This is a genomic window from Streptomyces sp. NBC_00258, from assembly GCF_036182465.1.
Lineage (GTDB): Bacteria > Actinomycetota > Actinomycetes > Streptomycetales > Streptomycetaceae > Streptomyces.
The window spans coordinates 11,915,309-11,933,104 of the sequence record NZ_CP108081.1 but is presented as its reverse complement, the minus strand read 5'-3'; the positions used below and the strand labels follow the sequence as shown (position 1 = coordinate 11,933,104).

The following is a 17,796-nucleotide window of genomic DNA, read 5'->3' as shown; positions in this document are numbered from 1 at the left end:
GGGCGGGCAGAGCCCGCCCGGCGGCTCCTGAGACCAGAGAAGGTGCCGAGGTGACCGTGTCTCCCCCCAGTGCCGGTGATGGCGACCGGCCTCCCAGGCCCACCGTCCGTCCCGGCTGGCAGGCCTACGTCAACCGTGTCATCGTCCCGCCCGACCTGGCGGGCTGCCCGCCCGCCGGTACGCCCGTCGGCCCGGGTGACGGGCGGCTGCGCTACCACGCCACGATGCGGACCGTGCAGACTCCCGCCCTGAAGAAGGCGATTGTCCTCGCCAGGCGGCTGTGGCTGGCCAGCAGTCCCCGCAGCGAAGGCCCCCTGCACCTGGCCATCGACGGCCCCGGCGAGACTGGCATGACGACCGTGCTGCGGCAGATCGGCCGCGCCTTCGAGGGCATCGTCGGCGACCAGCTGCCCGCCGACCGCACCCGGATCCCGGTCATCCACATCAACGTGCCGCTGTCCCCCACCAGCAAGCTGGACTGGTCCATCCCCTTCGCCGACTTCGTCGGCCACCAGCACACCAAGGATCCCGAAAGCGGCCAGCGCAGCACCGACATGACCGGCCCCGTCTGCCACGTCATGAAGACCCGCGGCACCCGTCTGGTCCTCGTCGACGGCATCGACCGGCTGGAGAACTCCGAACTGAAGACGGCCTTCGACTACTTCGGCTACCTCGCCAGCGAGTTCAGCATCTCCTTCGTCTACTGCGGTCCCGGCGCCCGCGACATCGTCAACGCCGCCCGCCGCGGCAAACGGGCCGAGGCACCTGCAGGCGGCGCAGGCGGAATCCCTGCCCTCGCGGTCAACCCCATCCCCTACAGCCCCGACACCTACGACATCTGGCACGAGGTCATCAAGTTCTTCGACCAGGACCTGCGCCTGCACGGGCACAGCCCCGGCGACCTACTCAAACTCGCCGCGCATCTGCACGAACGCACCGGCGGCTACATGAAGCCGCTGTCCTACCTGATCTGCCAGGCAGCCCAGGAAGCCATCGAGACCGGCACCGAAGCCATCACCAAGGAACTCCTCGACAACCAGCTGGTGGGACGCTTCGATGACGATCCGATTCTGCAGATCTGACACGCATCTCCTCAGATCATCCGCTCGTTGCACTCCATGTCACCGACGAGCCGCTGCCAGCAGCGAACAGGCGCCGACAGGCGCCTGCTGCAAGGTGCCCTCTTCGCCGACGGCGGTCCTGCCGCCCCATCCTTGAAAGAGCTTCCTCCCCGTGGCCAAACGCAAAGCCAATGCTGCCCATCCCCGCCTGGTACCCGCCATCGCGGTGGCGAACGTAACCGAGATCGGAACCTCACCCGGCGTCCTCGTTATCAGGACCGGTCCCTTCACGAAATCTCCCAAGATCCTCACCGTGCCCGGCGAGATGGCCGATTCGTTCGTGTCGAAATTGCAGGAGGCTGCCCGCGCGGCGGAAGAGGAATACTGGGATCTTCTGCCCGCCTTCCGTGCCGGGGCCGCCAGTGACGACACCACCGAACTGACGAGAGCCAAGGAGAAGTGGCTTCTTTCCCAGCCATGGCAGCAGAAACTGCAGCAGGTGCTGGGCAACAGGCACAATCGCCTGTTCTTCATGGACTACGCGGGACACGTCGGGATCGTCGCGGCTACGCCCTACGCAGCCGCTCCTCATCTGCTGATCTTCGATCCATTGCAACTTCACCGGCTGGCTCCTGCGTTCCAGCTCGCCGCCGTCCAGGTAAGGCGCAACCTGCCGACTACCATGACCGTTCCGGCCGGGCGGCTTGCAGCTGCACAACGCGAGTGGTCTTCGGTTCCCTGGCCGCGCACCCCGGTCACCCCGCCCACCCCGCAGCAGGCGGACAGGGTCATCGCCGGACTGCGCACCGACTTCCTGCGCCGGGCCCCACTCCTCAAGGAGCACTGAGCACTCCGGGCCAGTCACCGGCTATCTGCTCACGGACCGCAGTACCGCACAGGCAATTGGCGTAGACACCCATCGGCACGGATCCGTAGAGAGGGCTGCGGCCCGGTAGGTCCTAGTCCGGACGGCGCCGCGTCCCGCTTGTGTTTCCCGGAGTAGTACGGGGAGTCCGCAGCGATCTCCCCCAGCCTTCGGCCGGGAGGTGCCCCCAGTCGATCGGCAGCAGAGTGCCGTCCCGGATCACGAACGCCTTCTCGCGTATCGTCCGCATCGCCTCGGCGAGTGAAGGCGCGAGGGCGGCCAGGGCCTCGACAGCTTCGCGTATATAGCGGCAGACCGTGGCGATCCCGATGTCGAATCCGGCAGCGAGCTGGGCGTAGGTATCACCGCACCGCAGGTGCGCGAGGGCGAGCAGAGCCTGGCGGCCGACGGCCAGACGTCGCCACCGTGTACCGATCTTCGCCCGCCGCGCGGCCAGTTGACCGGTAAGGAACCGCAGGGTTCGGCTGGACAGATCGATCGAGGATGAGTAGACAAGCATGCGAAGCTCCTGGCAGGCACGGGTGATCTTGGTCGAGAACCCGTCTACCAGGAGCTTTGTCGTTGCGCAGGGCGTCCAACTTGCGGTCAGCATCGGGATGCTGGAAATCGCTCACTGTTCAGTCACGGCGGTGAGCTCGGCGATGAATCCCGTTCGTGACCTCGACGCGGTCGCTCCCGGAGCCGATGTTCAGCACATCGACCGGTTGCCTATGGATGAGTACTCATGCAAGAGTAGTCGCATGTCATCGATCAGGTTGTTCATCCTCGACACGTTCGCGAGGAACGGCGAGATGCACGGGCACAGGGTGCGCCTCCAGGCCGAGCGGGAACATCTGCACCTGTGGACGGACGTGTCCGTGGGCAGCCTGTACCAGGCGATCAAGCGCCTGCTGGCTGAGGGCTTGCTCGAAGAGCTCAGGACCGAGAAGGAGGGCAATCTGCCCGAGCGTCAGGTGTACGGCATCACCGGTGAAGGGCGGCTGCGTCTCAAGGAACTCCAGTCCGAGAGTCTGCGCCACATCTGGATGAAGCCGGACCCGTTCGACCTGGCCCTCACCCGCCTGGACCCGGAGAAGCTGGACGAGCTCCACCCGGTGATCGCATCCCGGCTGGATGAACTCGCCTCCATGCTCTCGGACACCGAGACGCTGAACGCCAACGCCATCGACGGCGGCTACCTGACGGTGAGCGAGGCACTAGCGGTCAGTCACAGTGCGCACAGGCTGCGCGCCGAGATCGCCTGGCTCCAGGAGGTCCTGGACGCGGTGCCCGAGATTGTCACCGATGAACGGACCCGTCAGCCCGACACCCTCTGAATCACCGGATTCCGCCTCCCTTGAATCCACCCGCGTCGCAGTCGGCGCGGTATCGCCCGGTAAGGATCACGCCCCATGTCCGAACTCATCGAACCCTTCACCCTGTCCGTACCGGAGGAACAGCTGACCGACCTGCGTGAGCGGCTCTCCCGCACCCGGTGGCCCGATCCAGAGACCGTTCCGGACACCAGCCAGGGACCCCAGCTGGCGAAGCTCCGCGCGCTGCACGACTACTGGCTCAACACCTACGACTGGCGGCGGTGCGAGAAGACCCTCAACTGCTTCGGCCAGTCACGCACCATCATCGATGATCTGGGCATTCACTTCCTCCATGTGCGCTCGCCTGAGCCGGACGCCCTCCCGCTGGTCATGACCCACGGATGGCCCAGCTCCGTCCTCGATTTCCACAAGGTCATCGGCCCACTGACCGATCCCGTGGCCCACGGCGGTGACCCGCGGGACGCCTTCCATCTCGTGGTGCCGTCGCTGCCGGGATTCGGGTTCTCCGACCGGCCTACGGAACCCGGCTGGGGATTCCCCCGGGTCGCCGATGCCTGGATCACGCTGATGGACCGGCTCGGCTACCGGCGATGGGGCGCCCAGGGCGGCGACCTCGGATGCGCGGTCACCGACGAGATCGGCCGCAAGGCCCCCGACGGATGCGTCGGGCTGCACCTCAACTTCGCCATGTTCCCGCCAACGCCCGACGAGATCCGGGACGCCACCGAGCATGAGCAGGCAATGCTCGACAGCGCCGCCTACTTCTGGGAGAACCTCTCGGGCTACGCCAAGGAGCAGGCAACCCGCCCTCAGACCATTGGCTACTCCCTCGCGGAGTCCCCCATCGGCCTGGCTGCCTGGATCTACGCGATGTTCCAGGACACCTGCGGCACGCCGGGGGACGCGGAAGCATCTTTCACCCTGGACGAGCTGCTCGACGACATCATGCTCTATTGGCTTCCCAACACCGGGACGTCCTCTGCGCGGACCTACTGGGAAATGGCACGGTCGGCACGGCCCTCCGCGCCCAACGCCGCCGCACCGATCACACTGCCTACCGGATTCAGCATGTTCCCGCAGGAGCACGTCCGGAAGTCCCAGCGCTGGGTGGAACGCCGCTACAGCAACGTCGTCCACTTCAACGAGCTTGAGGTGGGCGGGCACTTCGCGGCCCTGGAACAACCGGCACTCTTCGTTGACGAAGTCCGGACCACCTTCCGTTCCTTGCGCTGAGCGCACCGCCGGCATCGGCACCTCCTACCGACAGCTTCCCCCCAGGAAGGGCGATACCTCATGACACCCCTGCCCGGCGAACTCCTCAAACTGCTGAACCGGCCCAGCCCCTGCTTCATCGCCACCACCATGCCGGATGGCTCGCCCCAGCTCACCCAGACCTGGGTCGACACCGATGGTGAACACATCCTCATCAACACCGTCGAGGGCTACCGCAAAACCAAAAACGTTCAACGCGACCCCCGTGTGGCCGTCAGCATCGCCGACCCGGATGACACCTCCCGCTACTTCTCCGTACGGGGACGCGTCACCAGCACCACGACCGACGGCGCCGCCGAGAGCATCGAACAACTCGCCCAGAAGTACACAGGCCACCCCTACGCCTCGTACGGCGGCCCGGGCCAGACCCGGCTCCTGCTGACCATCACCGTCGACTCCGTCATCCATTCCCCCATGCACTAAAGACCAAAGGGACCGTCATGACCAGCTTCCCCCACAGCGCCGGCACCGCCCGCCCCTATGTCTGGGCGCCGGACCAGTCCCCGGCCTACTGGAACGTCGGCACGTACTGGAGAGTGCTCGCCGACGGCAGCCAGACCGACGGCCGGTCCTGCACGTTCGAGGAACTGTGTCCCCAAGGACTCGTCGCCCCACCGCACGTCCACGACAAGGAGGAAGAGGCGTTCTTCATCCTCGAAGGTGATTTCGTGTTCACCATCGGAGACGAGGAGATCCCGGCCGGACCCGGCAGCTACATCTACCTGCCGCCCAAGGTCCGCCACGGCTTCCGCGTCGAATCCGAAGTCGGCCGTGTCTACAACATGCTCACCCCGGCCGGATTCGAGCAGAACATCATCACCAACGGCCAGCCCGCCCCCCAGGTCTCGATGCCCCACCGGGAACGAGCGCCGTACCGCTATGGAGGCAATTGCGTACCTCCAGGCCCCCAGCCCCCTGGGACGACCCTGCCCGGGCGCCTGACTCGTCCATTTAGGGGTGCTTTCAGAAAGCCGGGTTCTTGCGGGCGAGGGTCATGCAGTGGGCGAGCTGGAGGAAGGCGTCGTGCATGTCGTCTCGGGTTTCCCAGCGGGTCCGTAGGCGGCGGGGTCCGTGGAGCCAGGCGATAGCGGACTCGGCGACCCGCCGGACGCGGCCCAGGCCCGAACCGTGCGGCTCACCGCGCCTGGCGATCTTCGGCGTGATGCCGCGCTCACGCAGACGGCGACGGTAGCTGTCGTGGTCGTAGCCGCGGTCGGCGTATAACGTGCGGGGCTTGCGCCGGGGCCGGCCCCGCTTGCCCCTCACTGGCCCAAGGCTGTCGACCAGGGGCAGGAGCTGGGTGACGTCGTTGCGATGACCGCCGGTCAGCGACACCCGCAGCGGGATGCCGTGCGCCTCGGTCAGCACGTGGTGCTTCGAGCCCGGCCGTGCACGGTCAACCGGACTCGGGCCGACTTTTGGGCTGCTTCGCCCCCGCTTGGCCTGCACATGCGAGGCATCGACGGTGACACGGTCGAAGTCCAGGCGGTCCGCCGCCCGAAGCCGGTCCAGCAGCACCCGCTGAAGTTCCTCCCACACCCCCGCCTCCTGCCACTCGGCCAGCCGCCGCCAACAGGTAGGACCGGAACCGAACCCCAACTCCTGCGGCAGGTACTCCCACTGGATACCGGTGTAGAGAACGAACAGCACACCCTGCAGCGTCTTGCGGTCATCGATCCGCTTGCGCCCCGGATGCCGGAACCGCCGCTCATGCTTCGGCAACAGCGGCTCGATCACCGCCCACAACTCGTCACTGACCTCCCACGGCTTCCGCCGCGCCATGGTCGCACCCCACAAAACACGGAATCACATGCACCTCCACCGTGCCACAAGAGGATCATTCTGCAAGGACCCCTTAGAGCGCCGGCCTAGGCCCGGGACGTGTGGTTTACGGTGCAGGACGACGAGTCGGTGTTGATGTACCCGCCGAGCGCTGTCGCCCCCACTCACGGTACGCACGCGGACATGCCATGCCTTCGCCGGCCACGGAACGCTCAGCCCGGTAAGCGACTGTGGCGATCTGAGCGAACGACCGGACCAGCGGATTCGGGTCACCCTCATTCCACGCCGCTACCACACGGCTCGGCGCAATGTCGATCAGCGGCACCACAGCCAGCTCCCTGGGCAGGTCGTGCCCGAACGGGGCAATGCCGACTGTTCCGTTCCAGAGCGCGGCCTGCAGGCACTCCTGGACAGCGCGTACCACCGGACCCTCGCGCGGCTCCCCGCCGTTCCAGTACGAATGCCAGATCGGATCCGTGCCGTCCGGGAACTGGAACCAGCCCCTGTCTGCCAGGTCGGCCACCTTCAGGCGGTCGCGGCGGGCCAGTGGATCATCGTCGCGCAGCATCGCGCCGACTGGGTCGACGCGCAGCTCGTGCACTGTCGGACCTGTCTCGTCGAACGGCCCACGGGTCAGAGCGACGTCGACCAGTCCGGCGCGCAGTCCGCAGGTCGGATCGGCCAGGTCGGTCTCGCGGATGCGAACCTCTACATCTGTCCGGATCACCGACATGGTGAAGGCCGTCCTCGTCCTTCACCACGCGTCAACCTGAGGTTGGAAAACGCTCAAGGACGGCGTCCGCGACGCCGAAACACTGCTGCAGGTCCTCACCGAGCACTACACGGTCACCTGCGGCAATGGCCCGGCGACACCGTCCGACCTGGCCCCGCTGGATCCTGATCGGTGCGGCTGCGTACGGATCACCCCCAAACCAGGGGCGACGCATGCGTCGCCCCTGCAGTCACCCTGACAGACAGCAGTCACGACGGGGTGTCTTGGTGGTTGGGGCAGGATGCGCGCGCATCCTGCCCCAACCACCAAGGCCCACGCACCAGCAAGACCGCCAGCGTGGAGAATTCCCCTGTTCAGAAAGGGGGTTCGGCGTGGACGCCGCGCTCCGGCTCCGCGAACCGGGCCACCTGGTCGTGTTGCAGAGCCAGTTGACGCCGATGCCCGTCGTTGCGCGAGCCCACGCAGTTGCGGATAGCCAGGCCGCCGTCGAGCAGATGGAATCCCGCCGCCCGCACCAGGCGGCCCTGGGGTGAGTCCTCATCATCGATGTCCGCAGCGGCCAGACGGCAGCCCGCACCAAGGAAGTCCAGGGCCTCTACGGCCAGGAAGGCGCCGAGGCCGAATCCCTTCCAAGCCTGGTCCAGTTGGACATCGAGGAGGACCAGCAGGTCGCCGTGGGCTTCCAGGCCGAGTTGATGGATCTTGTTGTCCGGGTCCTGCCAGGCATCGAAGACGGTCGATGCCAGGCGGCCGAAGCTGTACTGCTCGCCGCGCACGCTACCCAATGTGTATTCCTCTTGCCCCCAGCTCAGCCGCGCCAGTGCCAGCCGGCCGATGTGGCCCAGAGGAGGCTCAGGGTCGGAATCCGATGGCCGGTGGTTCACGCTCACGCTCCACCACTGGACGGTGTCCTGGCTGCAGGGCGCCAAGCGTTCCGGCTTATAGGAGAACTCCAGCCTCAAATCCCGTGGGGAGCCGGGCAGTTGCAGTGGGTCGAGAGGGCCGATCTGCCGGGGAACGCCCCGCTGCTCACTGATCGGCACGGTGTTCTGCCGGGGGATCACGGAGTGCAGGAGACGTTCCTGGTCTTCGTTGATCGCCGGCTCGCGCTCTTCATAGTCCCAGTCATCGGTTTGGTCGGCGTCGGCGAGGTGGAGTCGCTCAGCGAAGTACTGGGCGTGCTCGGCGGCGGGCAGACCCACCGCGACCGCGACCTCCATGAGCTCCCTCATGAGGTCGTGTTGGACGTGGATCATCCAGTCCCGCTCTTGGCGGTAACGCTCGGCGAACAGACTGGTCTGCTCGCGGACGGTCTCGCTACCACCCTCCGTCGTGTGCGCCTCGCACAGCGTCCGGTAGCAGGCGGGCTTCTCGGGACACCAGGGCTGGTCGCAGAGCCGGTGTGCGCCTGCCCAGAATTTCGGCAGGAGCTGGAAGCGCCGCCTGCCGTCGCTGATCACGACGCCGTCCAAGCTGGCGGCCTCGACCGCAAGGTTGCGCCGCTCAAGCTGCACATAAGGGGCTACCACCAGGTTAGCGAAGGCCAGGACGCCGGTGCGGGCGACCGAGGTTCCCAGGATGACGGAGTGATAGGCCACAGAATCGCAGCATCGGTGAGCCGGGGTACGAGAGCATTCCTCGACGAGATCCCAGACGGAGAAGTGGGTGGAGGTACTGGGCGGTGCCGGGAGCGGGCAGAGTTCTGCAGCGCTGTTCACGGTAGGCGTTCCTTACTCGGGAGCGGGAGGGTTCAGACGTGCTGCATGGACGGGCAGGCGCAGTGCGAGCACCGCTCGCCGTCCGCGACTTTTCCGGGATGGCACGACCAGTCATGTCCGCACACAGCAACCCGCCCGCGGGCAGCGGAAAAGAAGCACACGTTGCAGCGCGCTCTCCGGCTGAGGGCCGGCCAGCGGGGCAAGCAGCCGTTCAGGGAAGTGTTCAAGCAGATCCCGCGGCAGGGCGGAGCAGCCCTGGTTGAGAACAATGTCCGGTCAGCTCGTGCTCGAGCCAGGCCTGGGCCGGGTCGGGTGTCTCAGCGATCAGCCAGCTGCGGAATCCCGCCGGGTCGTCGTCGAGCAGCATGGTGTCCTGCTGTGATTTGTCCAGGACGGCTGCCCGGCGGGCCGCGAGTTCGGCACCAATCGCCTGTGGCCCTGCGGGCATGCAGCAGGACTTGAGGCTCAGTACACATCATCAGCACATCGGGCAGGCCACCGCCGCCAGCACCTTCCTCCGGGCTGGTGTGCCAGGTACACGGTGTGCCGAGCTGACTGATGTACCAGTCGCGGAACGCCAAGAGATTGGCGGTGTCGCGCGACCATCCCCAGTCGACGACGCAGCCGCAGGTCTGCTTCAGCGGGGTCCAGCTGATCGCCGTCGGTACCGGCACGGCCGCGTTGAGGTGCTGCCGTTGGCGCCAGAGGCGCGCCTTGTTCTTCCGGTTCTTCGTCCGCCCCATGACAGGCCCCTTGCTGCCCGGGAGATCGCCGACCCGTACGGCCGACGGGCATCTCTCCACGTGCTGTCAACGACGGAGCGTGATGAAGAGCAGTGGATGTGCCCATATCATCGCTGCTTCGTGTGATTGTCGAGCATTCGGGCGCCACAGGGACAGCGTTCCGTTACCCGTTGCCCAGACCGTAGTCAGGTCTCAGTATTCCGGGCATTTCTGCCCGGAAGGTCCGCCTCGTCACCAGAGCGTGAGGGCTTCGGTTTGAGTACGGTCTCTAGTTTCTGTCTGCCGCTGCTGCGGCAGGGTTGCGCCACCTGCCCGCCCCGCCTCCGTCATACGACGGGGGCAGGTGGCGCGGGTCTTACGGTCGGCTCCGCGAGGCTTCGACACCCGCTTGGGGGTGCCCCGGTCTCCGGCCACTGCGGTACCGGTCGAGCATGCCGCCGCGAGAGCGGCGAGGTTGAGCGCGGCGTTGTCGTCCCGGTCGATGACCAGGCCGCAGGCGTCGCATGCGTAGGTCCGGATGTGCAGCGGCAGCTTGGCTTTCACCGCGCCGCACCCGGAACAGGTCTTGGAGGAGGGGTACCAACGGTCGGCGACTACGAGGCGGGTGGCGTGGCGCTGGCGGGTCTTGTAGTCGAGCTGGCGGCGGATCTCCCCGAATCCGGCGTCGGTAATCCGGCGGGCCAGCCGCCGGTTGCGGAGCATCCCGGCGGCGTTGAGGTCCTCGACCACGACGGTGCCGTACTCGGCGGCAACGCTCGTGGTGAGTTGTGCAGGGCGTCTTCGCGGAGGTTCGCCACCCGGTGGTGCACGCGGTTGCGTGCAGCGTTGGCTTTCTCCCGCTGCTTCGACGGCTTGCGTCCGGTGCGCCGGTCCGGGCCCTGACGGCGGGACACGGTCCGGGAGGCGCGGCGCAACTGCTTGCGCGCGGCGTCGTAGTGCCCGGGATTCGCGACGGTTCGGATCTCGCCCGTGCTGTCGGCCGTCACCGCGAGGGTCTTCACGCCGAGGTCGATACCGACCGCTGTGTCCGGGCGCGCCACGCGTTCGAGGTCGCGCTTGACCTCCGCTTGGAAGGAGACGAACCAGCGTCCCCGCTCGTGGCGGACGGTCGCGGACAGGATGCGGGCCGTCCCGTCCTTGACGCGGGCCAGGAGTTTGACGGTGGGCTCGTGGGTGCGGATCGTGCCTAGTCGGGGCAGCGTTACGTGCCGGCCGCCGGACTCGACACGGATCGTGCCGGTGGTGAACCGGCAGGCAAGGCGCGTCTTGCGCTTCGACTTGAACCGGGGCGCACCTACCCGCTTGCCCTTGCGCTGCCCGCGCTTGGACTTGCTGTAGTTGTCGAACGCGGCAGCGGCGTTGGCCAGCCCGGTGGAGTACGCCTCCTTGGAGTTCTCCTCCCACCAGGCGGCGAACCTCGCATCGGTGTGCTTGGCGGCGTTGAACGCCTTCCGCAGCGACGGCAGCGACCACGGCCGCCACTCGGTCAGCTCCGCCTCGAAAACGCCGTACGTCTCCTCGGCCTTGCGCTGCCACCACGACGCCTCGACCCAGCCGACAGCCCAGTTGTAGGCGGCACGCGCGGCACCGCAGTGCGAACGCAGCGCGCTCTCCTGGGCGGCGTTCGGGTCCAGGGCGAACCGGAACGCCTGCACCACGAACCCGGGCTGAGGCTGGAACTTCTTCACTGGTCCTCGCCGGTCGCCACGGCCACCGCGCGGGCGACGCGGTTCTTCGCCGCCCGCCGCCCGTACAGGCGCGCGCACATCGACGTGAGCACCTCGGTGATGTCCCGCACCAGGTCGTCAGCCGTCTCGGTCGGCTCGAGAACGACCAGGCGCCGCCCGGACGCCGACAGCACGGCTTCGAGGTGCTCGACACCGCACCGGGCCAGCCGGTCACGGTGCTCGACCACGATCACCGCCGCCTGCGGGTCGGACAGCACCCGGTGCAGCTTGCGGCGCCGGCCGTTCAACCCGGAGCCGACCTCGGCGACGACCTCGGCGACAGCCAGGCCCAGCCCGTTCGCACCGGACACGACCCGGGCGGCCTGCCGCTCAAGGTCGGCCTTCTGGTCAGGGGACGACACGCGGCAGTACGCCACCACCCGCCCGGACGGCTGGACGGCGACCTGGTCGACCAGCCACGTCCCGGACGGCGCCTGGCGGACCGGGACGGGCATCTTCCCGTCCTTCACCCACCGCCAGGCGGTCTGGTAACTCACCCCCTGCTCACGGGCCCACTCCGCAAGCTTCACGAGACCAAAGTACGCAAGACACACGACCAGAGATGACTATGAATGACTAGAAAATCTGCAGCAGCTCTCACCCATCCTGTTCGGGCATCGCAGCGGCGGGCAGCAATGGAACGTCTGCCTGGCGATGACTGCGCGTCAACCTCTGCATGCGCCTGGTCTTGCCAACCGGCACGTACCGTGCGATCGACATAGTTCGTTACCGTGTACGGGTCATCCTGCTGCCCACCCGCCGCAACACTGCTAGAAGAGATTGCCAATCCGCTTGAGATGCGATAAGCGCACCATCGCCGCGAGCCGCGAGCCGCGAGCCGCGAGCCGCGAGCCGCGAGCCGCGAGCCGCGAGCCGCGAGCCGCGAGCCGCGAGCCGCGAGCCGCGAGCCGCGAGCCGCGAGCCGCGAGCCGCGAGCCGCGAGCCGCGAGCCGCTGACCGGCGCAGGAGGCTGTGTTGTTATTAGGGATGGCTGCCGTGTTCGGTAGTCAGCCTCTCCGTGTGCCGGTAGGGCGCGATGCCCATCGGTGGAGCACCTTCCACGGCGAGCGAACCCTGGTCGTCGCCGCCCGTACGGTCACCTCGACCGTGCGCGTTCTCGAATCGCTGCCGGCTCTTCTGCGTGGCGACGGTCGTGTGAGGGTCGTCTTCGCCTACGACCCGACGTCCGCCTTCAACGCCGGTGTCGTCGACCTTCTCAACGGTGCCGGGTGTCGGGTCATGCCCTGGGAGCAGTTGGGGCACATCACCCCTGACCTCATCCTCTCCGCCAGCGAGAACATCGAGGTGCCGGAGGGCGACTGCCCGGTTCTGGTGCTGCCGCACGGGGTGGGTTTCCAGAAGTTCGTGCCGGATTCACGGAGTTCGGGCGACAGGGTCTCCGGGGTCGTACCGGACTCCCTGCTGGAGACGGGACGGGTGTGGCTGGCGGTCTCGCACCCGGCGCAGGAGGAACAGCTGCTCGCCACGCACCCGAAGGCCGCCGGGCGCACCCTGCTGGTCGGTGATCCCTGCTTCGACGAGCTTGTCGGCAGTCGGCCGCGCAGGAAGGCATACCGGGAGGCGCTGGGGGTCGCGGAGCATCAGCGTCTGGTCATGGTGAGTTCCACCTGGGGGCCCACCTCGCTCCTGGGCAGTCTTTCGGACCTTCTTCCGCGTCTGCTCGCGCAGCTTCCCTGCGACGAGTACCGGGTCGGTGCGGTCATCCACCCCAATGTGTGGTCGGCTCACGGGGCGTGGCAGATCCATACTCTGCTGGCCGCTTCCCTGGAGGCGGGGCTGTTGCTGATGCCGGCGGTCCATGCCTGGCGGCCCGCGCTCGTCGCGGCGGACGTGCTTGTCGGTGACCACGGCTCGGTGACGCTGTACGGTGCGTCCGCCGGTATACCGCTGCTGCTTGCTTCGTTCGGCGGCGACGCGGTGCCTGGGACGGCCGTCCACAGGATGGCTGCTGCCGCGCCCCTGCTCGATCCGCGCGCGGGCCTGCTCCAGCAGGTGGAGGATGTCGTACGCGGGCACACACTCCAGCGGTACGCCGCAGTCGCGGAGCATGCCTTCGCTGAACCGGGACATGCCCTCGCCCGGCTTCGCACCGCCCTCTACGGTCTGCTGAAGCTCCCGGAGCCGTCCTCCGCACCGCCGTCTGCCCTGGTGTTGCCGGTTCCGGATCCGCCTGCCTCGTCGGTCACCTCGTGGCAGGTGACGACCAGCGTCACCGAGGACGGCGGCGACCTGACGGTGGCCGTGTGCCGCTTTCCGGCGGCCGTCTCCGCGTACGGCGAGGCGCGCGCGGACGCGCCCGCGTCCTTTGCCTATCTGGCGTGTGCGGACGACGAGCGCGACCGCCGACTGGCCGAGAGCGCCTCGGTACTCGTCCAACGCCACTGTGCGTCCACGGTGGTCGGGGCACTGCGATGGATCCAGGACACACTCGCGCAGTTGCCTGGAAGCCTCCTGGCGGCTTCGGCCGTGCGCGGCAGCGGCTGCCTGGTCGGGCTCCGAGACGGCCGGGTCGTCGAGGCGACGGCTACGGGCCCGGCAATGGACCCGGGCCTGTCCGCCGCGGTCGTCTACGCCTGTCTGCGCGCGGGACATCCCCTCAACGACACCCGGGTGCTCCTGCGGATCGGTGGCAGGCGGGACGAGGATGTGGTCCTGCGTCTTCGTCCCGCCCCGCCGGTCAGGTAGCGGCCCGGGAGCCGGTGCCCGGCCGAGGCAGCAGTCGTCAGCGCTCAAGGTCCTCCAGCCGCCGCCGCAGACTCTCCGCCAAGCGGCTGCCGGCCGCGTCATGGATCTCAACGGCCCGGCTCAGGCAGGTGCGTACCAGGTCCTCGCGGTCTCCTGTCCGCTGCGCGATGTCGGCGAGTTGCACCAGGGCCTGTGCCTCGTAGTGGGTCGCCTGCTGCTCCCGCAGAGCCCGGGCCGCGCCGCGCAGTGTGCGGATCGCTTCCTCGGGGTCGTCGAGGTGGTCGTGTACGACTCCGATGGCGGCGGTCACCCGGGCCGCCATCCGCAGATCAGGCTCCTCACCGTCCGCCAGGCCGCGCTGCGCCCGGCGCAGCGTGATCATGGCTTCCGTGTGTTCGCCTTGGGCGTCCTGGGCACACCCGAGGAAGTAGGCGGCGATGGCCGCTCCGCGGGATTCCCCGGCGCGCGTGTTGAGTTCAAGGGAGTGCTGGTACGCCTCGGCGGCGCGGGATGGATCGAAGCGGTCCCGGTACCGTCCGAGGAATTCCTGTACGGAGGCACGCAGGACGAGGTGGCCCGATGCCTCGGCGCGGGCGACGGCCGTCTCGAGTTCCGCTCGTGCCCGGTCGTTCTCGCCGAGGTCCAGCAAGGGGCGTGAGAGCAGGCTGCGCAGCCGTGCTTCGGCCGCCATGGCCTGCGCGATCTCGCCCACCGTGTTTGCCGACGCCGCTGCTGCGGCAGCCGCCTCGGCGCCCAGTTCCAGCGATTCCTTCCAGGCCGCGAGGTAGCGGCGGTACAGGAACAGGGCCGTGAACGCCTCGGCCAGTTGCCAGACCAGGGTGTGCAGCCCGTGCCGGGCGGCCGTGCGCAGTACCGCCAGGATGGCGGGGCGTTCGGTGTCCAGCCATTCCAGTGGAGGCGGGCCGCTGTCGGCCGCGAAGGGGGTGGGGGTATCTCGCAGCAGGGCGGACAGCTGGGCGATCCGCAGCCGGTCCCTGCGCAGGGCCCGGTCGGCGAGCGCGGCGAGGACGAGGTAGTGCGTGCCTACCCGCTCGACGAGCGCCGCCTGCTCGGTCTGCGGTTCTTCCTCCGTCGCGCGCTCCCGGGCGTGCAGGCGCACCAGATCGTGCATGCGGTACCTGCCATCGCCCATGGTCTCCACGAGGCTCGCTTTGGCCAGGGCGCCCAGCAGGCGTTTGGTGCTGGGCGTGTCGATGTCTGCGGCGACTGCGGCCACCCCGGCGTCGAACGTGCCGACCGGCAGCCATCCGAGGAGGCGGTAGAGCCGGGCGGTGGGGGGCGGCAGCAGTCGGTAGGAGGGACCCAGAACAGCGGACACCGAGTACTCCTCTCCTTGCAGTGCCATCCCGGCCAGCCTGCCGGCCTCGTCGTCGAGTTCCCCAGCCAGTGCCGTCATGCTCAGAGCGTCATCGGTGACCAGACGCGCCGCCACGATCTGCAGGGCCACCGGCAGGCCGCTGCACAGCTCCACCAGGCGTTGCGCCGCCTCCTGTTCGGCCTCGACCGCCTCCTGCCCGCACCGGTCCTTCAGCAACGCCAGCCCGCCGTGGGCGTCCAGTGGCTTGAGGGAGATCAACCGGGCTCCGTCCAGGGACAGTTCGCCGAGCCTGGCCTGACTGGTGACCAGTACCGCGCTGCCCGGGCCCTTGGGGATCAGCGCACGCACCTGGGCGGGCTGGCTCACGTCGTCAAGGACGAGCAGGATACGCAGGCCGGCCGAGCGCGACCGGAACAGGTTGGTGCGCTCCGCGAGCGAACTCGGAATGCCGTCATCGCTTCCCACCAGCGACCTCAGGCACATCGCCAGGGCTTCGGAGACGTCCGCACCGGCGGCCGCCGGTGCGGACTGATCGCGCAGGGCCGCGAAATCCACGTACAGCTGCCCGTCCGGGAAGCGCCCTCGCGCCCTGTCCGCCCACTGCCAGGCCGTGGTTGTCTTGCCGACCCCAGGAAGTCCGTCCAGCACCCCCACATCGACGGATCTGGCACCGCCCGCTCTCGCACCGAGCACGCCGTCCAGAGCAGCAAGTTCGACCGTCCGGTTACTGAACGGAATGGTCACGGGCGGTACTTGATCCGGCCTGGACGTCAGGCCGGCCGCAGACGACGGCGGCGACTGGACGTGGAAGGTGATGCCACCGTGAATGTGCGACCCCTGGAAGGCGGGGCCGTAGTTCACCCCTCCGGCGACCAGGCTGACGAAGGTGCGCGACGCGTCCGGCGCCAGCTCGGACAACAGCCGTCCCAGTTCCTCCGCGGCGCCGGGATCCTCCCGGAATATTGTTTCCAGCCGCTGCCGCCACCGGGCATGGACCTCTGCCAGGGCACCTTCGTCACCTGCCGCCCGGGCACTGTCCAACTCATCGCTGGCCGCCTGGAGCTCTTCCTCGAAGGCCTCGCCCGCGGTCCGTCGTCCGAAGAACCGGGCCAGGCCGCTCTTCGCCCGCTCCCACGACTCCGAAACCATCAGGCCGACCAGCGTCGTCGCCCCGGACGCCGCAAGCGCCGCCAACTCGGCTTCCACACAGCCCCCTTCACATATCGCGTGCCCCTCAGGGCATCGGACACCAACCGTAGAGAGATCTTGGAATCTTGGACAGTCCGGCTCGCGGCGCGCCTCGTACCCGTTTCCCGCCCGGACGCGTGCCCTCACACGTTTGCTCGACCTCGTTTCCTGCTGCTTGCGCTCGCCGCCGACGCTCACGAGTGGCGCACCGTCGCAGGTCGAGGGTGCGGGTCGGCGCCGAGGGCCGTGCGGGCGGTGCGTGGCGGCACGGCCGGCAACGGGGGGCAGGCTCTGCCCCGGACGCGGCGCAGGCTCGCCCGGACGATGCGGGGGCCACAGCATCCCGAGGCCGGCGGGTGGTCAGGGCTCTATGAAGGTCAAGGACTGGGCGTCCAGGTCGAGTCGGAGATGGCCGCCGCCGTGTTTGCGTAGCTGCCGCCAGGCGGTGTACCCGGTCATGATGGCTTTCTCCCAGTCAGCGGCGCGCAGCACGCTCACTTCAAGGTGGGCGGTCATGTGGTCGACGGTGATGAGCAGTTCGTGGTCGACGTGGCGGAGGTCCTCGAAGTAGTGGTGGCGGCTGGCGTAGGCGAATATGAGCGCGCTGATGCCTTCCTCGATGGCGATGGCGCGGCCGCCGTCTTCGGCTTCGTCGATGCCGGGGCGGCTGCGGCGTTTGCAGCCGAGGAGGAAACGGCTGACGGGTGACCAGCCCAGGACGGCGGCGTGGGCAAGGTGGAAGGCGTCGTGGAAGCGGTAGTCGTCCTCGATGTGGCTGGCGCTGGTCAGGGGGTCCCCGGCCGGGCTGCCGTCCTCGCGGGTGAGGACGATGACGGTGCGGCCGTCGGGCTGGAGGGTGGGGGTGAAGGTGACGGTGGTACGGCGGGGCAGTTGTTCATGGGGCGGGTAGTCGGCGTCGAAGCGGGGGCGCTGGTCGTCGGGGGTGGCACGCCAGCGGTCCTTGGTCTTCTCCAGGCTGGCGGCGGCGATGTCCTCCAGGTCCAGGCCGAGCAAGTGTGCGAGGGCGGCGGTGTACCACAGGACGTCACCGAGTTCCTCGCGTAGCTGCTGTTTGGAGGGGCCTGCGTCGGCGCCGTCGCGCAGGCGCTTCTTGTAGGCGCTGGCCACGGATCCGGTCTCGCCGACGAGGCCGAGCAGCGGCATGAGGACCGGGTCGGTCCCGTCGGAGGCGGGCTGGAGGGTCTTGAGGGCTGCTTGCTGATAGCGGGCGAGGTGCACGCATACTCCCATGAAGGATCTTCCAACAAGGCTGTCGGATATTCCGACATCGCTCTACAGTAGGTCACGCCGGGCCGCCTGTCCGG

Annotated in this window: 14 protein-coding genes and 3 pseudogenes; 7 read left to right on the top strand and 10 right to left on the bottom strand. The window is 68.2% G+C overall.

Features of this window, described 5'->3' with window-relative positions:
* Positions 1–50 precede the first annotated feature (50 nt).
* Together OG718_RS52980 and OG718_RS52975 are read left to right on the top strand one after the other, a co-directional pair.
* Positions 51–1,082 (top strand): TniB family NTP-binding protein, encoded by a 1,032-nt coding sequence (locus OG718_RS52980; RefSeq protein ID WP_328842840.1) that lies wholly within the window; start codon positions 51–53, stop codon positions 1,080–1,082.
* Positions 1,083–1,233: 151 nt separating this feature from the next.
* Entirely contained in the window at positions 1,234–1,908 is a 675-nt protein-coding gene (locus OG718_RS52975) for a hypothetical protein (RefSeq protein ID WP_328842841.1), read from the top strand.
* A gap of 134 nt (positions 1,909–2,042) precedes the next feature.
* Here the strand turns inward: OG718_RS52975 and OG718_RS52970 are convergent.
* Positions 2,043–2,446, bottom strand: a pseudogene (locus OG718_RS52970) (helix-turn-helix domain-containing protein); the annotation flags it as partial.
* A 241-nt stretch (positions 2,447–2,687) separates the two neighbouring features.
* Here OG718_RS52970 and OG718_RS52965 point away from each other — a divergent pair.
* From OG718_RS52965 to OG718_RS54580, 4 genes and pseudogenes are all read left to right on the top strand, one after another.
* A complete protein-coding gene (locus OG718_RS52965) occupies positions 2,688–3,263 on the top strand; it encodes a helix-turn-helix transcriptional regulator (RefSeq protein WP_328842842.1) in 576 nt (191 codons plus the stop codon).
* A 75-nt stretch (positions 3,264–3,338) separates the two neighbouring features.
* Positions 3,339–4,496: an epoxide hydrolase family protein gene (locus tag OG718_RS52960; RefSeq protein ID WP_328842843.1), complete on the top strand. Its 1,158-nt coding sequence runs from the start codon at positions 3,339–3,341 to the stop codon at positions 4,494–4,496.
* 60 nt (positions 4,497–4,556) lie between these two features.
* Complete coding sequence (locus tag OG718_RS52955) at positions 4,557–4,958, top strand: PPOX class F420-dependent oxidoreductase (protein ID WP_328842844.1); 402 nt, start codon at positions 4,557–4,559, stop codon at positions 4,956–4,958.
* A 17-nt stretch (positions 4,959–4,975) separates the two neighbouring features.
* Positions 4,976–5,329 (top strand): annotated as a pseudogene (locus OG718_RS54580) (cupin domain-containing protein); the annotation flags it as partial.
* Between the two features lie 169 nt (positions 5,330–5,498).
* On the opposite strand, the gene OG718_RS52950 reads toward OG718_RS54580, so the two are convergent.
* The 7 genes and pseudogenes from OG718_RS52950 to OG718_RS52920 all read right to left on the bottom strand — a co-directional run bounded on the left by OG718_RS52950 (position 5,499) and on the right by OG718_RS52920 (position 11,768).
* Entirely contained in the window at positions 5,499–6,317 is an 819-nt protein-coding gene (locus OG718_RS52950; protein WP_328842845.1) for an IS5 family transposase, read from the bottom strand.
* A gap of 217 nt (positions 6,318–6,534) precedes the next feature.
* A pseudogene (locus tag OG718_RS52945) lies at positions 6,535–7,029 on the bottom strand (LysR substrate-binding domain-containing protein); the annotation flags it as partial.
* 374 nt (positions 7,030–7,403) lie between these two features.
* Positions 7,404–8,648, bottom strand: a complete 1,245-nt coding sequence (locus OG718_RS52940) for a hypothetical protein (protein ID WP_328842846.1) — start codon at positions 8,646–8,648, stop codon at positions 7,404–7,406.
* Positions 8,649–9,085: 437 nt separating this feature from the next.
* Positions 9,086–9,511 (bottom strand): hypothetical protein, encoded by a 426-nt coding sequence (locus OG718_RS52935; protein ID WP_328842847.1) that lies wholly within the window; start codon positions 9,509–9,511, stop codon positions 9,086–9,088.
* 231 nt (positions 9,512–9,742) lie between these two features.
* Positions 9,743–10,213 (bottom strand): zinc ribbon domain-containing protein, encoded by a 471-nt coding sequence (locus OG718_RS52930; protein WP_328842848.1) that lies wholly within the window; start codon positions 10,211–10,213, stop codon positions 9,743–9,745.
* Positions 10,105–11,199 (bottom strand): RNA-guided endonuclease TnpB family protein, encoded by a 1,095-nt coding sequence (locus OG718_RS52925; RefSeq protein WP_328842849.1) that lies wholly within the window; start codon positions 11,197–11,199, stop codon positions 10,105–10,107. Before OG718_RS52925 ends, OG718_RS52930 begins: the two co-directional genes overlap by 109 nt.
* Positions 11,196–11,768 carry an IS607 family transposase gene (locus tag OG718_RS52920; protein WP_328842850.1) on the bottom strand — a complete coding sequence of 191 codons (573 nt, stop codon included), beginning with the start codon at positions 11,766–11,768 and terminating at the stop codon, positions 11,196–11,198. Before OG718_RS52920 ends, OG718_RS52925 begins: the two co-directional genes overlap by 4 nt.
* Positions 11,769–12,225: 457 nt before the next feature.
* Here OG718_RS52920 and OG718_RS52915 point away from each other — a divergent pair, with 457 nt between their 5' ends.
* The gene (locus tag OG718_RS52915; RefSeq protein ID WP_328842851.1) at positions 12,226–13,944 is read left to right on the top strand and encodes a hypothetical protein; all 1,719 of its coding nucleotides are present in this window, start codon (positions 12,226–12,228) and stop codon (positions 13,942–13,944) included.
* A gap of 37 nt (positions 13,945–13,981) precedes the next feature.
* On the opposite strand, the gene OG718_RS52910 is transcribed toward OG718_RS52915, so the two are convergent.
* Together OG718_RS52910 and OG718_RS52905 are read right to left on the bottom strand one after the other, a co-directional pair.
* The gene (locus tag OG718_RS52910) at positions 13,982–16,489 is read right to left on the bottom strand and encodes an NB-ARC domain-containing protein (RefSeq protein ID WP_328842852.1); all 2,508 of its coding nucleotides are present in this window, start codon (positions 16,487–16,489) and stop codon (positions 13,982–13,984) included.
* A 342-nt stretch (positions 16,490–16,831) separates the two neighbouring features.
* A complete protein-coding gene (locus OG718_RS52905) occupies positions 16,832–17,722 on the bottom strand; it encodes a nucleoside triphosphate pyrophosphohydrolase family protein (RefSeq protein WP_328842853.1) in 891 nt (296 codons plus the stop codon).
* Positions 17,723–17,796: the final 74 nt, after the last annotated feature.

What these genes read in the sequence shown, in the direction of transcription:
- OG718_RS52965 (WP_328842842.1), top strand. Translation starts at nt 2,688, where the DNA reads ATGTCATCGATCAGGTTGTTCATCCTCGACACGTTCGCGAGGAACGGC.
- OG718_RS52960 (WP_328842843.1), top strand. Translation starts at nt 3,339, where the DNA reads ATGTCCGAACTCATCGAACCCTTCACCCTGTCCGTACCGGAGGAACAG.
- OG718_RS52955 (WP_328842844.1), top strand. Translation starts at nt 4,557, where the DNA reads ATGACACCCCTGCCCGGCGAACTCCTCAAACTGCTGAACCGGCCCAGC.
- OG718_RS52950 (WP_328842845.1), bottom strand. Translation starts at nt 6,317, where the DNA reads ATGGCGCGGCGGAAGCCGTGGGAGGTCAGTGACGAGTTGTGGGCGGTG.
- OG718_RS52935 (WP_328842847.1), bottom strand. Translation starts at nt 9,511, where the DNA reads ATGGGGCGGACGAAGAACCGGAAGAACAAGGCGCGCCTCTGGCGCCAA.
- OG718_RS52930 (WP_328842848.1), bottom strand. Translation starts at nt 10,213, where the DNA reads ATGCTCCGCAACCGGCGGCTGGCCCGCCGGATTACCGACGCCGGATTC.
- OG718_RS52915 (WP_328842851.1), top strand. Translation starts at nt 12,226, where the DNA reads ATGGCTGCCGTGTTCGGTAGTCAGCCTCTCCGTGTGCCGGTAGGGCGC.
- OG718_RS52905 (WP_328842853.1), bottom strand. Translation starts at nt 17,722, where the DNA reads ATGGGAGTATGCGTGCACCTCGCCCGCTATCAGCAAGCAGCCCTCAAG.